The following is a 13,442-nucleotide window of genomic DNA, read 5'->3' as shown; positions in this document are numbered from 1 at the left end:
CCTAAATAAATTATGAATTCAAACAATAATACAACAATTAGCAGCATATATGAAGTCTGTATTGGTGTCACAGATGCTATTTCCGCAATTCAATATTGGCAACAATTTGGTTATCGGATTGGAGAAATAGGAGAATTAACCGCAACTACAGCTTATCAACTATATCGGGTAAATTCACCTTTACAGACTATTCGACTTTATCATCAAAATGCAGATCATGGATTAATTCGGTTAATGATTTGGCAAAATCCTACATCTACAGGGTTAGGTGTGAGTTCCATGAAAACAAAAGGTAATCGTTGGGCTACTAGCTTAACTGCTGATATATTAGGGATTTTAAATCATGCGGAAGCAGCAAAATCAATTGGTGAAAACATTCTTTACACTCAAACTCACTGGGAAGTAATTTATAACAAAGATCAAAAAATTCGTCCTTTCGTAGAACCGTTGGTGGGGGTACGAGAAATGCTATTACTTCAACCATTTAGTCGGCAAGTTTTATTTCAACGTTTTGGTTATGATGTGACTAATTATGGACAGATTAATGATCATTCACCTTTAAAAACTAGTCAGTTTACTCATGTAGGTATAGTTGTCCAAGATGATAGTAAGGAAATTCTCAAATTCTATGAACAAGCTTTAGGTTTATTGCGTGTACGTGATGATATAGAAACAACTTATGAATCATCTTTAGCAGGAAGAGAATTTTTTGCACTGAACCCAGGAGAAAAATTTATAGTTACGGCTTTTGATGATCCTCGTTCTTCTCAAACTGATTTTATGGCAGCGCGAAGTGGTAGACTTTATATTATTCGCTTTCCAGAAAATATTACCTTAGAATCACGTTCTGTAGATGCCCAACCAGGAAGTTTAGGAATGTGTCTTTATACTTATAAAGTGCAGGAAATAGAGACGTATTGGCAACTAGTGCGAGAAAGTGCAGCAAAACAAATTACGGAAATTGTAAATAATGAATTTGCAGAAAATAGTTTTTCTTTTGTTGCCCCAGATGGTTATTTTTGGAATATAGTGGAAAGTAAGTAAAAATTAGCCAATTTAACAAGATTTAAGATTTCAGGAGATATAGCATGATAGGACAAACCCAATTAGTAGATGTTGAACAATGGATTAAAACCCGTGCTTCTTTAGATGCTAACGAATCTAATTTTCTGAGTTGGACAGGGAATATTTATAGTTTTATTCCTGGAGAAAAACGACAATTATTATTTAAAATTGTGGGAATGAGTGTAAGTCGTTGTATTCCCACTGAGGAAGGTAGTTGGGATTTTACTTCTAGAGAACTGACTTATTATCTCAACCCAGAAACAAAGGAGATTTTACATCAATGGGAAAACCCTTGGACAGAGGAAACAGTTACAGTTATGCACGTTGCTAATAGTCCCGTTCAAGGTCAATTTAAAAATAAATTACCTGTCCAAATAGCAGGAGAAAAAACTAATTTTGTATTTGATATCTTTCCTAACTATCCGAATCCTTTAGCCGAAAATCCCGAATTTGCTGATTATTGTCCAGGAGGAATTTATCAAGCCGCAGAATTATTTAAAATCTCTGTACCTACAGCAGAATTAGAAAATGCAGAACTAAATTCAGTTACGCAATTAAGCCTGTCTTGGGATAGAATTGGTCAATGGTTACCTTGGATGAAAATGGGTAAACATCCTGGTTATTTAATCTACAGTGCTACAGGTAATAAAGTCAGCGGTTTACAAGCATTACACCCAATTTTACAACAGGAAATAAATACTCGCGTTCCTTTATATAAAGCAGCCCCAAAAAGTTATGTTGAGGGGGAAGATATGACATCTTGGCTTTATTTTCAAAAGCACTTTTCCGCATATTTAGCTGGAGAAATATTCCCCATACCAGCACCAGAATCAGTTTAATTGACAATTACAGCAGTTTTCATGTATTTAGACCAAACTCTTGATTCCTCTTTGCACCTCTGCGTCTGGAGCGTGAGGCAAAAAAATGTGGTTCATTTACCCGAAAATCGCTGTAATTACAACTTGTGCATATTGTGACTAAGAGGATCAAAATTTCGAGGAAATTTGGTGCTTTCATCATAATATGCACGATGTAAATTCGCTCCATATAACTTAGTATAATGCAGCCTAGCACCCCGAAGATTTGCTTCAGTGAGATTGACACCAGATAAATTTGCTTTAGTCAAATTTGCCTTTGCTAAATTCGTTCCACTCAAATCTGCACCCCAGAGTTTAGCTTTAGCTAAGTTAGCTTCACTTAAATCTGCTCCCCATAAATTAATTCCGGGTAAATAGGCATTAATTAATTTAGCCCTGATTAATTTAGCAGAAACAAAATATCTTTCTCCTGCAAGATAACGCCGTTTTAGTTCCTCAGTTTCCATATCTAACCTACTTGAGCAACAAAACCTCTATCTCCAGAATAGTTCCTAAGTTGTTTATTGGCATTTTATCACCACAAAAATTTTTGCCTATATGATTACTTGAATTTTCATAATTTATTCCGTTTAACTCGTCAATTCAATTATACCCAATTAAGGATGGGATTGGACGAGCAAAGGCTACTTCACAGGTTGCAGTTTTGTCACCTTGAGTTTAAACTTCCCTACCCCAGTTTCCCCAAAAGAATGAACGCGCACAATGTAAGTTCCTGTTTCTGTAATGCGGGTAAATAATAGAGAATTACTTGTACCGTCGGGAGCATCATCATTTTCTCCTGCTGTTGAACCATTGGGTGCTAATAGTGTAATAATGCTGTCAAAGTTTTCCGATGACAAATCAATAGATAGATTATCACCCTGATTTAATTTGATTGCATAATCACGAGCAAATCCCCCTTGTCCTGTGGGAATATCTTTGTTTGATAAGGTATCAGAAATTTCTGTCAAATTAGTTAACGGAATAGGGCTATATAACTTATTTTGTGCTGAGGCTGTTTTGATCCAAATCCCCATTGTTAGTAATGTAATAGGAATAATTAAGATGTTTCTGAAACCCACTGCAAAAATCTTTTTCATAAATTGAAATACTGTTCCCAGAAATACAGGGTAACTAATCTAATATAGCTTGATTTTTATTTATTTGTCGTGGCAACAGCAGCTACACCCAAGACTGTAATTTGATGTTGTTCAAGAGTCTGTACAGCAGCTTTAACAGTAGCACCAGTAGTATAAATATCATCCACTAATAAGATTGGTATATGGGGATGACGACGCAAATCTTTACCAATCACAAAAGCATTTACTAAATTTTCTTGTCTTTGAACTGCGGATAAACTAAATTGTGCTTTGGTTTCCTTAATGCGTTCTAAACCATTGATTTTCAATTTGTATCCTGTCACATTACAAAAACCTTCAGCTATTAATGCAGCTTGATTAAAGCCCCGTTGTTTTTGTTTTTTGGGGTGCATAGGGATAGGAACAACTAAAAGCTGTTGTTGTGGTTGCGGTGAATGTAATAACCATGATTCCCCTAACCATTCTCCTAACACATAACCAATTTGTGGCTGATTCTCATATTTTAATGCAGCGATCGCTCTTTTGACTGCACCACCATAATTTCCCCACACAAATATTGGTAATGGTTGTTTCCATAAATAAGCAGGATTTTGTTTGTGACAAATTTGAATTTGTTTGATGCAATATGGACAAAGTTCCCTGGGTGTAGGACGCTGACACAGGGGACAAGAGGATTTAAGAAAAAGACTCAGAAGGTTTTTGAATATCTTGATCATAGATATTTTACATAGACTAAATCACATCTGCTAGTTTCTACACCTGTTGTTGGTAGATAACCATTACTTTCATAAAGTTTAACAGCTTCAGCTAAAATACTGGCGGTTTCAATCCAAATTTGCTTAAATCCCCGTAAAGCAATTGCTGTTTCTAGTTGTTGTAATAAATATTTTCCTAATCCTAAACCACGCACTTTTGGTAAAAGATACATTTTTCTAATTTCTACCGCTTTTTCGCCGCGATTTATGGGATAATAGGCAGCAGTCCCGACAATCTGATTTTGATGTTCAATTACCCAAAATTCTCCACCAGTTGCTAAATAATATTCTTCAATATTTAATACATCCTTGTCTGCTGCTTCCGGTTGCCAAGGTAAACCATATTCTGATAATATAGAACTAATAACTGTGGCTGCAAAAATGCGGTCTTTTTCTTGCCAATTGCGAATGATAAAATCTTGGTATTGATACATAAATTTAGTCCATTAAATTAGAATACTATTTAGGAAATTTCTATGGTGTTTTGGATGATTAATCTAAAACCTGTTTCATCCTTAAATTTATCCATTCTTGTAATTTGTGAAGACTGAAAATTAGGTTTTTTGTTATTAGCTATATATGCCTTTTTAGATTTATAAATTTCTAAATCATGATTTGCAATAAAAACATTAATTGTATTTTTTAATTGTTTCTCTCCCTTTACAACCCAATTATTTCTATAATTTTTCTCTTTTAATTCCACGAAAATAAGATGATTGTTGTAAGTCAGCATACCATCACAACGGTTATCCATTGTACCATCTGATCTGAGAATTTCAATACAATTATCAATAGCGGTAAATATCAGGGCAAGCGCATCTTATTTTTAGAATGCTTACTGGACAAAGGTTTTGACGATTGTTAATTTTTGTAACTAAAGGTTGAAACCCTTGCTGGGCATGGATTACAGAATTTAGGTGCGTTTGCCCTGCGGTAAATATCACCTCTATTTCTTGATTATTTTCAACAATAGCAATCCATTTGCTACAATCATCAATATCAGTATCAATATAAGCAGGATCTTCGTTAGGATCATCACAAAGTCCAAATTTATACTGATTTGTCTGACTTTGACAATTAGCATCAAAAAAATTTATACTCATATTTGTTCCTCAATTTCTAGTAAATCATCAAAAAGGTTATTAGTCTCTGCTAAGAAAGAATTGAGATAATTTTCATCAGTAGGTAATCCTTCATAAGTAGAAAGTTTGATAATTTCCCCTGTCTCTGTTAATTCATATACAATTGAATCCTCATCAGATACACAAGATGCTTGAGGAACAATATTTTCTAGTTGTTCCTTTAGTAAATTGCTGTTTGGTAAATCTAGAATTTTCTGTAAAACCTGATATCCCTTGATTGCTAATGTCAGATAATTAATAATATAAGGACTGTGGGTAGTGAGAATTAGTGTATTACCTTCTGTAAGGTTAGCAAATTCTAACAATTTATATAAAACGTCTTTTTGCGATTTGGGAAACAGATTTTGTTCTATTTCTTCAACAATATTTAAAAAACATTCATTTTTATATTTAGAAGATAATACTTCCAAAGCAGCTTTTTTAAATTCCTCAGAAAGATTATCATTGGATAGGATTTTTTCAATTTCTGTTTTTAATCTTTGTTGTTCTTCTCCACTAAGTTCATTTTGGGAAGAATCTTGATTTTGACCAATAGATAACGCAATATTTCTAGAAACTAAAAACAAAGGAATAAAAGATTGAAACCCGCTTGAAGATTCGGAAATATTTAATTTATAATCACTTCCTATAATATTTAAAGTATTATCTTTTTGATCAAATTCCAACTTTACATCACCCACTGGTAAAGTCAAACTTTCTGATAATTCCTGCTGTGAACGCTCTAATTCCTCAAAAAAAGTAGATAATGATTGAGGTAATTCTTTTACTTTTTCAGCCCCCTTGACAACACTAAAAAAGTTTCTTTCTGCTGGTACATACATAATTTTAGGTACAATATATTCTTGGGGACTATTATTATTAGAAAACAGATCTAATTGTTTAATCATAGGAAAAACTTTTAATTTTCCCTCTTGGAAATAAAAAGAAAAAGCATTTCCTACATATTCAATTTCAGTTTCTGGCAAGAAATAATTCTTCAAGTTATGATAGTTACAATATGTTCTAATAAACCTATTATAGTTTTTTACATATTTTATTTCTAAATTTCCACGATACAACTGTTTTTCCAACCAACTTAATGTTGAAATTAGTTTAGCGATACTACTTTTTCCCGTTCCTTGATTACCGATAAAAACAGTAATTTTACGAATGTCTATAAATCCATTATTTTCTGCGAAACCTGATTTAATTGGTCCGAAATTTTTAACTTTTATTTGACTCATATATCATCTTTATTTGCTGTATTTACTTCGTTTTCCTTTTCTAGCACAAATATTATAATTCAAACTCTGATTAACAATAATTTATTTTTCATAATAAAAACGCCCCCCTCGTGGAGAGCGTTTTTTATTTAACTAGACTCTAGTTATTAACCGTTGATTGCAGGAGCGCTTAAAGCAACAGGAGCAACATCAGCAGCAGCCAAATCTAGAGGGAAGTTGTGAGCGTTACGCTCGTGCATTACTTCCATACCTAAGTTAGCGCGGTTGATTACGTCAGCCCAGGTAGCAATAACGCGACCTTGAGAATCCATGACGGATTGGTTGAAGTTAAAACCGTTGAGGTTAAACGCCATTGTGCTAACACCCAAAGCTGTGAACCAGATACCAATTACAGGCCAAGCAGCTAGTAAGAAGTGTAGTTGACGGCTGTTGTTGAAGGAAGCGTATTGGAAAATCAAGCGACCGAAGTAACCGTGAGCAGCAACGATGTTATAGGTTTCTTCTTCTTGACCGAATTTATAACCGTAGTTTTGTGATTCGTTTTCGGTTGTTTCTTTAACCAAGGAAGAAGTCACAAGTGAACCGTGCATTGCAGAGAACAAAGAACCACCGAAGACACCAGCTACACCTAACATATGGAAGGGGTGCATCAAGATGTTGTGTTCTGCTTGGAACACGATCATGAAGTTGAATGTTCCAGAGATACCTAAAGGCATACCGTCTGAGAATGAACCTTGACCGATTGGGTAGATCAAGAATACTGCGGTAGCAGCAGCTACAGGTGCGGAGAATGCTAGGCAAATCCAAGGACGCATTCCTAAGCGGTAAGAAAGTTCCCATTCACGACCGAGGTAGCAGAATACGCCGATCAAGAAGTGGAATACTACTAACTGGTAAGGACCGCCGTTATACAACCACTCATCTAAAGAAGCAGATTCCCAAATAGGGTAGAAGTGTAAACCGATAGCGTTGGAGGAAGGAACTACTGCACCGGAGATGATGTTGTTTCCGTAGAGTAGAGAACCTGCAACTGGTTCGCGGATACCGTCAATGTCCACGGGAGGAGCAGCGATAAATGCAATTACAAAGCAAGTAATTGCAGCGAGGAGGGTAGGGATCATTAATACTCCGAACCAACCGATATATAAACGGTTGTCAGTGCTGGTGATCCATTCGCAGAAGCGATTCCATACGTTAGCACTTTCGCGCTGTTGTAAGGTAGTTGTCATGTGTTTATAATTGCGTTTGAGTTATGTATGTTTTGGTAGGTGTTTCTACCTCATGAATTTATATTAAGCTTTATGTTTCGATTTGTAAAGCTATTTAAAGTAGGTATTAGTTATGAAAGTCATTAGTTTTTCTGATATCATGGGATTAACAGCAGCTATTGTGATAATTAGGCGGGCAGGATGCCCACCCCACAGGAGTTCTGGACTATTTCAGATGTAAAATTCAACCAGGAGGCCAGGACATAGAACGACCGCCTAGTATATGTATATGGAGATGATAGACTGTTTGTCCGCCATCAACACCAGTGTTCATAACTACGCGATAACCGTTTTCCAGTCCTGCTTGTGCTGCAACTTTCTGGACTGTTAATAATAGATGTCCTAAAAGTGCTTGATCTTCAGGTTCTGCGGTAGCTAGATTAACTATGGGTTTTTTGGGAATTACAAGGATGTGAACTGGTGCTTGGGGGTTAACATCTGTAAAAGCCAAAGCTAAATCGTCTTCATAAACAATATTCGCGGGAATTTCTTTACGAATGATTTTACTAAAAATGGTTTCTGTGTTCGGACTCATGCAGTTTTACTTACTCATCTGCTCAAGATTTTAAGCGATCGCTGGAACAGGCGATAAAAAGTTAAGCTATTGTGTAGTCAGTGCATTTATAGTTTTATGGCCAAACCTGCGGATGTTAGTACCAAACGCTTAATTAGTCTTGCACCCAATAATTGGGTAAAATGGGTAACGCAAATCCCGGATGTGGTTGCTGGGGAAATTCTCAATTCTGAATTTCAATGGATTAGTAGGGAAAGTGATGTACTTATCCGTGCTGAAAGTAAAGAATATGGGGAATTTATGGTTCTCAATGAATTGCAATTGCGGTATAAGTCAGAACTGCCGCGAAGGATGCGAGCTTATGCAGGATTAGCTGAAGAAAAATATAAATTACCCACATATCCTGTACTAATTAACATTCTCAAAACAGGTGATGCTGAAATCCCAACACGATTTGAATCTAATCTTGCTGGTTTAGAAGTGCGTCAAGATTACCGAGTAATTAACCTGTGGGAAGTAGATGTTAAAATTGCCTTAGAACAACCTTTACCGTCTCTACTGCCTTTTGTGCCGATTCTCAAAGGTGGTGAAGATGAATCTATAATTCGGGAAGCATTGCGTTTATTGCAAGCTGATGAACAATTAAATCAATTAGAAACGGTTCTTGCTTTTTCTGCTACGTTTGTATTAGATAGTTCCTTAGTTCAAGAAATTATGAGGTGGGATATGACAGTTTTACGCGAATCACCTTGGTATCAGGAAATATTGCAACAAGGAGAACAGCAAGGAGAACAAAAAGGAGAAAAGAAAGATAGACTCTCAAGCATTGAGTTATGTTTAGAAGTAAAATTTGGTAATGAAGGATTAAAATTCATGCCGAAAATATCAGAAATATCTGATCTTGAGACACTAAAAACAATTCAACGCTCGATTCTCACCGTTGAAAGTTTAGAGGAACTAAAACACATACTCCAAAGTTTCTCATAACAAGTTCAAATCTCAACTATCACGAGTATAAAAGGTAAAAACGCAGATAATTTGTCATGTTTTGCTATTCGCTTAACCAACTAAAAAGTTGACCAATTGTTAGCTTAAAGGACTCTGCAAAATGGGGAACAGGTAGGCGATCGCTTGCAACTTCAAAAACTTCAATGGTACGATTGCTAAAATAAACAAATACTAATTCTTCTTCTGGGTCAATCAACCACCCCATTTGAGTCCCATGAGTGAGACAATGAAGGATATTGCGAACAACTTTAGTTTGACTTTGATCAGGAGAAAGAATTTCAATTGTCCAGTCTGGTGCGAGTGCAAAGGTATTAGATACTTTACCATTTTCGTCACGGGGAATACGTTCCCAAGTAAAAACTGCGATATCAGGAACAATAGATTTACTCCCAAAGGTACAGCGCAGTTCCGAATAAGCACGAGCGATATGCTGGGGTTTGAGAGCTATATTGATATCAGCACCGAGATCAAGTTGCACCGTGCTGTGTTTTCCTTGAGGCATAGGTTTTTGGATAATTTTACTGTCTATAAATTCGCTGGCTGGTTTGGTTTCTGGCTGTTTGAGAAATTCATCTAAGGTTAGGAGTTTAGTGGGAGTTTGAACCATTATCGTTTGAGTTAAGTGAATTGTAATTATTCTAAATCAATTATCGTGGCATCACATCATCTAACCGCTATTATTATATTAACAATCCTCTTGGGTGATTTCACTCATTGTTAATGCACCCAAAAATCTGCTTTGATATGATCAAGGTTTATTGATATATAAAAAATGCTGGCTAGAGTTTGGAGTGCATCTATCATCGGGATTGACGCTGTAAAAGTGGGAGTAGAAGTTGATGTTTCCGGTGGTTTACCGGGAATTGTGATTTTAGGTTTACCAGATTCCGCAATTCAAGAATCTAAAGAACGGGTAAAAGCAACTTTGAAAAATGCGGGTTTTGCTTTTCCCATCCGGAAAATTGTCATTAACCTAACTCCCGCAGATTTGAGGAAAGAGGGACCCGCTTTTGATTTACCAATTAGTGTGGGAATTTTAGCAGCTTCTGAACAAGTTAACGCCGATTTGTTAGGAGATTTTTTATTTTTGGGGGAAGTTTCTTTAGATGGTAGTTTGCGTCCTGTTGCTGGTGTTTTACCTATTGCTGCAACTGCAAAAAAGATGGGAATTACAGGTTTAGTTGTTCCTGTTGATAATGCCCAAGAAGCCGCTGTTGTTGAAGGTTTAATGGTTTATGGTTGTAAAGATATTGCTGATGTAGTGGACTTATTAAATAATCCTAAAAAATATAAACCTGTCCAGTTAAATAAAGCAGTAGAAACTACCCAAGAAACATCTTTAAATTTAGCAGATTTGCAAGATATTAAAGGACAAGCGCACGCCCGCAGGGCTTTAGAAATTGCGGCTGCGGGAGGACACAATTTGATTTTCGTTGGACCACCAGGAAGCGGAAAAACGATGTTAGCACGGCGATTATCGGGAATTTTACCACCTTTAAGTTTTCCTGAATCTTTGGAAGTAACACGCATTCATTCTGTGGCTGGATTGTTGAAAAATCGAGGTTCATTAGTTAGAGAAAGACCTTTTAGAAGTCCCCACCATTCCGCATCTGGTCCATCTTTAGTTGGTGGTGGTACTTTTCCTCGTCCTGGCGAAATTTCATTATCTCATAGAGGTGTACTTTTTTTAGATGAATTAACAGAATTTAAAAGAGATGTTTTGGAGTTTTTACGTCAACCTTTGGAAGATGGTTTTGTGACAATTTCTAGAACTAAACAATCTGTCACTTTTCCGGCACAATTTACATTAGTAGCCAGTACAAATCCCTGTCCTTGCGGTTATTATGGTGATACAATTCAAGGATGTACTTGTTCACCTCGACAACGGGAACAATATTGGGCAAAATTGTCTGGACCATTAATGGATAGAATTGATTTGCAAGTAGCAGTAAATCGTTTGAAACCCGAAGAAATTACTCAACAACCAACGGGAGAAGCGTCAAAATCTGTAGCAGAAAGAGTGAAAAAAGCACGAGAATTGGCTATGATTCGATTTCAAAAAGAAGAAGATTTACAATGTAATGCTCAAATGCAAAGTCGTCATTTACAAAAATGGTGTAATTTAGATGATGCTAGTCGGACTTTATTAGAAGCAGCAATTAGGAAATTAGGGTTATCCGCAAGAGCAAGCGATCGCATTCTTAAAGTAGCACGAACTATAGCAGATTTAGCAGCAGATGAAAACCTTAAACCCCAGCACGTAGCCGAAGCAATTCAATATCGGACAATTGATAGAATGCAATAACTACCCTGTCCAGTGCGATAGAACAAATAAAGCAAAAATAGTCGGTTTAAAAACCAAATTTTGGATTTTGGATCAGTATCAATAACCCAAAATCCAAAGTTTATTAAGCTAGGGCTGGTACAGGAATTTCCAAGTGAGGATATAATGGGAAGCGATCGCACAATGCCGCCACTCGCATCAAACAATCTTTAGTGACTGTATCCGCATCTGGAGAAAGTAAACGATCAGCAATAATATTGCCAACTTCCGTAAATTCTGCCACACCTAAACCCCTAGTAGTCATAGCGGGAGAACCCAATCTTAAACCACTGGTAACAAAAGGTGATTCAGTATCAAAAGGAACTGTATTCTTATTGGCGGTAATATTAACACTGCTGACTAGTTGATCTCCCTTCTTCCCAGTCATACCAACAGAACGTAAATCTACTAACATTAAGTGATTATCCGTGCCATTAGACACTAATTTGAATCCTCTGTTTTGCAATTGAGTAGCCAAAGCGCGGGCATTTTCAATCACTTGGCCAGAATAAGTTGTAAACTCAGGTTTAAGAGCTTCACCAAAAGCCACAGCTTTACCAGCAATCACGTGTTCTAGTGGTCCACCTTGAGTACCGGGGAAAACTGATTTATCCAGCTTTTTACCCAATTCTGCATCACGAGTCAAAATCAAGCCGCCGCGAGGTCCACGTAAAGTTTTATGAGTTGTAGTTGTGACAACATCACAATAAGGCAGGGGGTTGGGATGATGACCAGTCGCCACTAAACCAGCAATGTGAGCAATATCTGCGAGTAAGTACGCGCCAACTTCATCAGCAATACTGCGGAACTTTTGAAAGTCAATAATCCGAGGATAGGCTGAATACCCACAAATTAAGAGTTTAGGCCGTTCTTTGATAGCTAAATCACGAATTTGGTCATAGTCTAATTGTTCAGTTTCTTTACTTACGCCATAATGACGGACTTGGAACCATTTACCAGAAACGTTCACTGGTGAACCGTGGGTAAGGTGTCCTCCATGGGATAAGTCCATACCCATAATTGTGTCCCCTGGTTGCAGCAGGGTTAGGAAGACGGCAAAATTAGCTTGTGCGCCGGAATGGGGTTGAACATTGGCATGAGCCGCACCAAATAGCTGTTTAGCCCGGTCAATGGCTATTTGTTCAATTTTGTCAACAAACTCACAACCGCCATAATAGCGTTTACCTGGTAATCCTTCAGCGTATTTGTTGGTTAATACTGAACCTTGAGCAGCTAATACCGCAGCAGAGGTAAAGTTTTCACTCGCAATTAATTCCAAGTGGTCTCGTTGACGCTGTAATTCTTGGTTAATTAGTTCATTAATAGCAGGATCAGAGTTTTTTAACAGGTCTGAATTAGTTTTTGTCACGTTTATTATCCTTATGGCAGTTGACGAAAATCGAGATTGCGGTTAAACCTATTACCAAAGTTAGAAATCAGGCAACTTGTTTATTATAGGATTTAGACGGAAAAGCTTTGAGAACTGGGAACGTCATTATTTAAGAATTACTGACTTTCATCAACGTGGTAGCCTGAATTTATGTATTATTTTGTACTCAAACTTACAAAAATCTAAGATATATAAGATACAATAAACCTAGATTATCTAGTTAGGAACGTGGATTTATTAACTTACAATTCTTTGTAGGTTGGGTGAAGCGACAGTGTAACCCAACATTAGATTACTTCCTGACTCTATTTGCAACAAGGAGGAGTTGAGATGTTAGTCATTTTAATGGACAATCAAATCCTTAGCTCTGAAAAGGTTTGTCAGTCTTGTTTACTAGCAAATGGTAGTGGACAACCTCGCTGGGGTGGAGGTAAACTGCGCTGTGGTCAAGCAATTAATAAGTTTACAGAACAACAGCCAGATCAATACGAGTGCGTTATGGGCTTTCGTGTCGCCAATGTAGAATAATGTTGACACTCTGCGGTCTAAAGACACGCAGATTCTTTAAGACCTGCTTAAAAAGGATAGTCAATTATCCTCCTAGACGCTCAAGACAACTACCAGTACGACAGGTATTGCAATTGCGCTTACTTTTGATTTTTTTGCTGCTTTTGTGAGTCCATCAATTTTTAATGTTAAACGCTCCATGATTTACCATTGCTTGTTTACCCAGGCCACGGCTATGCCGAGACGAGATAAATCAGGGGTTTCTCCTTAATAAAACACTTCTTGGCGTT

Annotated in this window: 16 protein-coding genes; 5 read left to right on the top strand and 11 right to left on the bottom strand. The window is 36.8% G+C overall.

Translation table 11 applies throughout. The features are described 5' to 3' along the window. The first annotated feature begins 12 nt into the window (after positions 1–12). Positions 13–1,044, top strand: a complete 1,032-nt coding sequence (locus HGD76_RS11165; protein WP_168695826.1) for a VOC family protein — start codon at positions 13–15, stop codon at positions 1,042–1,044. A 44-nt stretch (positions 1,045–1,088) separates the two neighbouring features. Beyond that, positions 1,089–1,904: a DUF1838 domain-containing protein gene (locus HGD76_RS11160; RefSeq protein ID WP_168695825.1), complete on the top strand. Its 816-nt coding sequence runs from the start codon at positions 1,089–1,091 to the stop codon at positions 1,902–1,904. 116 nt (positions 1,905–2,020) lie between these two features. Here the strand turns inward: HGD76_RS11160 and HGD76_RS11155 are convergent, their stop codons facing one another. From HGD76_RS11155 to HGD76_RS11115, 9 genes are all read right to left on the bottom strand, one after another. Continuing rightward, positions 2,021–2,389 (bottom strand): pentapeptide repeat-containing protein, encoded by a 369-nt coding sequence (locus HGD76_RS11155; protein WP_015080803.1) that lies wholly within the window; start codon positions 2,387–2,389, stop codon positions 2,021–2,023. Positions 2,390–2,566: 177 nt separating this feature from the next. Then, positions 2,567–3,022 carry a PPC domain-containing protein gene (locus tag HGD76_RS11150; RefSeq protein WP_015079953.1) on the bottom strand — a complete coding sequence of 152 codons (456 nt, stop codon included), beginning with the start codon at positions 3,020–3,022 and terminating at the stop codon, positions 2,567–2,569. A 56-nt stretch (positions 3,023–3,078) separates the two neighbouring features. Next, positions 3,079–3,738, bottom strand: a complete 660-nt coding sequence (locus tag HGD76_RS11145; protein WP_168695824.1) for a ComF family protein — start codon at positions 3,736–3,738, stop codon at positions 3,079–3,081. Then, complete coding sequence (locus tag HGD76_RS11140; RefSeq protein WP_148761546.1) at positions 3,735–4,211, bottom strand: GNAT family N-acetyltransferase; 477 nt, start codon at positions 4,209–4,211, stop codon at positions 3,735–3,737. The genes HGD76_RS11145 and HGD76_RS11140 overlap by 4 nt, the downstream gene beginning before the upstream one ends. 29 nt (positions 4,212–4,240) lie before the next feature. Beyond that, entirely contained in the window at positions 4,241–4,531 is a 291-nt protein-coding gene (locus HGD76_RS11135) for a hypothetical protein (protein ID WP_168695823.1), read from the bottom strand. 34 nt (positions 4,532–4,565) lie between these two features. Then, complete coding sequence (locus HGD76_RS11130) at positions 4,566–4,880, bottom strand: hypothetical protein (protein WP_168694544.1); 315 nt, start codon at positions 4,878–4,880, stop codon at positions 4,566–4,568. After that, positions 4,877–6,142 carry an ATP-binding protein gene (locus HGD76_RS11125; protein ID WP_168695822.1) on the bottom strand — a complete coding sequence of 422 codons (1,266 nt, stop codon included), beginning with the start codon at positions 6,140–6,142 and terminating at the stop codon, positions 4,877–4,879. The genes HGD76_RS11130 and HGD76_RS11125 overlap by 4 nt, the downstream gene beginning before the upstream one ends. A 146-nt stretch (positions 6,143–6,288) precedes the next feature. Continuing rightward, on the bottom strand, positions 6,289–7,371 hold the full coding sequence (psbA, locus tag HGD76_RS11120) for a photosystem II reaction center subunit D1 (protein ID WP_015078361.1): 1,083 nt from the start codon (positions 7,369–7,371) through the stop codon (positions 6,289–6,291). Positions 7,372–7,594: 223 nt separating this feature from the next. Continuing rightward, complete coding sequence (locus tag HGD76_RS11115) at positions 7,595–7,945, bottom strand: histidine triad nucleotide-binding protein (protein WP_168695821.1); 351 nt, start codon at positions 7,943–7,945, stop codon at positions 7,595–7,597. Positions 7,946–8,041: 96 nt separating this feature from the next. Here HGD76_RS11115 and HGD76_RS11110 point away from each other — a divergent pair, with 96 nt between their 5' ends. After that, positions 8,042–8,911, top strand: a complete 870-nt coding sequence (locus HGD76_RS11110) for an RpnC/YadD family protein (RefSeq protein ID WP_168695820.1) — start codon at positions 8,042–8,044, stop codon at positions 8,909–8,911. Between the two features lie 64 nt (positions 8,912–8,975). Here HGD76_RS11110 and HGD76_RS11105 read toward each other — a convergent pair whose 3' ends face one another. Further along, the gene (locus HGD76_RS11105) at positions 8,976–9,539 is read right to left on the bottom strand and encodes a Uma2 family endonuclease (protein ID WP_168695819.1); all 564 of its coding nucleotides are present in this window, start codon (positions 9,537–9,539) and stop codon (positions 8,976–8,978) included. Between the two features lie 165 nt (positions 9,540–9,704). Here HGD76_RS11105 and HGD76_RS11100 point away from each other — a divergent pair, with 165 nt between their 5' ends. Further along, positions 9,705–11,237 carry a YifB family Mg chelatase-like AAA ATPase gene (locus HGD76_RS11100; RefSeq protein ID WP_168695818.1) on the top strand — a complete coding sequence of 511 codons (1,533 nt, stop codon included), beginning with the start codon at positions 9,705–9,707 and terminating at the stop codon, positions 11,235–11,237. Positions 11,238–11,340: 103 nt separating this feature from the next. Here HGD76_RS11100 and glyA read toward each other — a convergent pair whose 3' ends face one another. Further along, the gene (gene glyA, locus HGD76_RS11095; protein WP_168695817.1) at positions 11,341–12,624 is read right to left on the bottom strand and encodes a serine hydroxymethyltransferase; all 1,284 of its coding nucleotides are present in this window, start codon (positions 12,622–12,624) and stop codon (positions 11,341–11,343) included. Positions 12,625–12,975: 351 nt separating this feature from the next. On the opposite strand from glyA, the gene HGD76_RS11090 reads away from it, so the two are divergent. Then, entirely contained in the window at positions 12,976–13,173 is a 198-nt protein-coding gene (locus HGD76_RS11090) for a hypothetical protein (RefSeq protein ID WP_148761528.1), read from the top strand. The last annotated feature ends 269 nt before the right edge of the window (positions 13,174–13,442 follow it).

The sequence above is a fragment of the Dolichospermum flos-aquae CCAP 1403/13F genome (assembly GCF_012516395.1).
In the GTDB taxonomy this organism is placed as follows: Bacteria; Cyanobacteriota; Cyanobacteriia; order Cyanobacteriales; family Nostocaceae; genus Dolichospermum; species Dolichospermum lemmermannii.
The sequence above is the reverse complement of the archived record's forward strand: the minus strand, read 5'-3'. Positions and strand labels throughout refer to the sequence as shown.

Coding starts and splice junctions, on each gene's coding strand:
- HGD76_RS11165 (WP_168695826.1), top strand. CDS start 13: ATGAATTCAAACAATAATACAACAATTAGCAGCATATATGAAGTCTGT.
- HGD76_RS11160 (WP_168695825.1), top strand. CDS start 1,089: ATGATAGGACAAACCCAATTAGTAGATGTTGAACAATGGATTAAAACC.
- HGD76_RS11155 (WP_015080803.1), bottom strand. CDS start 2,389: ATGGAAACTGAGGAACTAAAACGGCGTTATCTTGCAGGAGAAAGATAT.
- HGD76_RS11150 (WP_015079953.1), bottom strand. CDS start 3,022: ATGAAAAAGATTTTTGCAGTGGGTTTCAGAAACATCTTAATTATTCCT.
- HGD76_RS11145 (WP_168695824.1), bottom strand. CDS start 3,738: ATGATCAAGATATTCAAAAACCTTCTGAGTCTTTTTCTTAAATCCTCT.
- HGD76_RS11140 (WP_148761546.1), bottom strand. CDS start 4,211: ATGTATCAATACCAAGATTTTATCATTCGCAATTGGCAAGAAAAAGAC.
- HGD76_RS11135 (WP_168695823.1), bottom strand. CDS start 4,531: ATGGATAACCGTTGTGATGGTATGCTGACTTACAACAATCATCTTATT.
- HGD76_RS11130 (WP_168694544.1), bottom strand. CDS start 4,880: ATGAGTATAAATTTTTTTGATGCTAATTGTCAAAGTCAGACAAATCAG.
- HGD76_RS11125 (WP_168695822.1), bottom strand. CDS start 6,142: ATGAGTCAAATAAAAGTTAAAAATTTCGGACCAATTAAATCAGGTTTC.
- psbA (WP_015078361.1), bottom strand. CDS start 7,371: ATGACAACTACCTTACAACAGCGCGAAAGTGCTAACGTATGGAATCGC.
- HGD76_RS11115 (WP_168695821.1), bottom strand. CDS start 7,945: ATGAGTCCGAACACAGAAACCATTTTTAGTAAAATCATTCGTAAAGAA.
- HGD76_RS11110 (WP_168695820.1), top strand. CDS start 8,042: ATGGCCAAACCTGCGGATGTTAGTACCAAACGCTTAATTAGTCTTGCA.
- HGD76_RS11105 (WP_168695819.1), bottom strand. CDS start 9,539: ATGGTTCAAACTCCCACTAAACTCCTAACCTTAGATGAATTTCTCAAA.
- HGD76_RS11100 (WP_168695818.1), top strand. CDS start 9,705: ATGCTGGCTAGAGTTTGGAGTGCATCTATCATCGGGATTGACGCTGTA.
- HGD76_RS11090 (WP_148761528.1), top strand. CDS start 12,976: ATGTTAGTCATTTTAATGGACAATCAAATCCTTAGCTCTGAAAAGGTT.